At 58.2% G+C, this 1184-nt stretch carries 1 protein-coding gene; it reads left to right on the top strand.

From position 1 onward, the window contains the following. Positions 1 to 129: 129 nt before the first annotated feature. Positions 130 to 1161, top strand: coding sequence for an IS110 family RNA-guided transposase (locus BLU15_RS38805; RefSeq protein WP_090302599.1), 1032 nt, complete (start codon positions 130 to 132; stop codon positions 1159 to 1161). The last annotated feature ends 23 nt before the right edge of the window (positions 1162 to 1184 follow it).

The following is a 1184-nucleotide window of genomic DNA, read 5'->3' as shown; positions in this document are numbered from 1 at the left end:
CTTCGAACATGGAGTAATCGCGGCGCGACCGTCTCTGGCTTTTTGGGCTGGTGAGGGTGGTTGCCCCCGATAGGATGGAAAAACGGGCTCTCGATTGGAACCGGGCCCAAACATCGGATGGAGGCAACCATGAACCAATATATTGGGCTTGATGTTTCATTGAAAGATACCGCAATTTCGATCCGCGAAGATGGCAAGCGGATCTGGCGGGGGAAATGTCCTTCGGATCCCAAGCTTTTGGCGCAAATGATCCGCAAGCATGCCCCGTACGCCAGGCGCGTTGTATTCGAGACGGGGCCGTTGTCGACGTGGTTCTTTCACGCGCTGACGAGCGAGGGGGTGCCGGCGATCTGCATTGAAGCGCGGCACGCACAAAAGGTATTGAGCGAGACGCTCAACAAGACAGATGCCAATGATGCAGATGGCTTGGCACAACTGGCCGAAGCCGGTTTCTACAAGGCCGTCCGGGTAAAGGCGTTCGACAACATGTTGACGCGGACGCTGGTGACGGCTCGCCATCAGCTTCTGCGCATCTCGACCCAGCTTGGCAACCAGATTCGTGGGCTGATGAAGACATTCGGTCTCATCATCCCGAAAGGAACAGGTCGGGTGTTCGATAGCAATGTGAGGGGACTCCTGCATGGGAACGAGGGTTTGGCCAGGATTATATTGCCTCTGCTTGATGCGTGGCACGATGTACGCAAGCGTGCGGCCGAACTTGATCGCCGGCTGCTCGCTGTGGCACGCGAGAGCCATACGACGCGGCTGCTAATGACAATTCCGGGTATCGGCGCAGTCACAGCTCTCTCCTACGTCGCAGCGATTGAAGACCCAGAGAACTTCCGAACGTCGCGCTCAGTTGGCGCCTGGCTTGGGTTGACAACGCGGCGCTATCAGTCCGGCGAGGTCGACTATGACGGCCATATCTCGCGACGAGGCGACAATCACCTGCGCGGACTGCTTTATGAAGCGGCGACGGCGCTTCTGACGAGAACCAGTGCTCGGACCGAGAGCAGTCTCAAGAGCTGGGGACTTAAGCTGCGGGAGCGACTTGGCTTCAAACGGGCCGCTGTGGCCGTCGCCCGGAAACTCGCGGTCATCATGCACAGCATGCTTAAGACAGGAGAAGTGTTCAACGCATCGGCTAGCGCGACCGTATAGGAGACGCTCAGCCTTCGTCCCTC

Source organism: Ensifer sp. YR511 (assembly GCF_900103045.1).
GTDB classification, from domain to species: domain Bacteria; phylum Pseudomonadota; class Alphaproteobacteria; order Rhizobiales; family Rhizobiaceae; genus Ensifer; species Ensifer adhaerens.
The sequence above is the reverse complement of the archived record's forward strand: the minus strand, read 5'-3'. Positions and strand labels throughout refer to the sequence as shown.

What these genes read in the sequence shown, in the direction of transcription:
- BLU15_RS38805 (WP_090302599.1), top strand. Translation starts at nt 130, where the DNA reads ATGAACCAATATATTGGGCTTGATGTTTCATTGAAAGATACCGCAATT.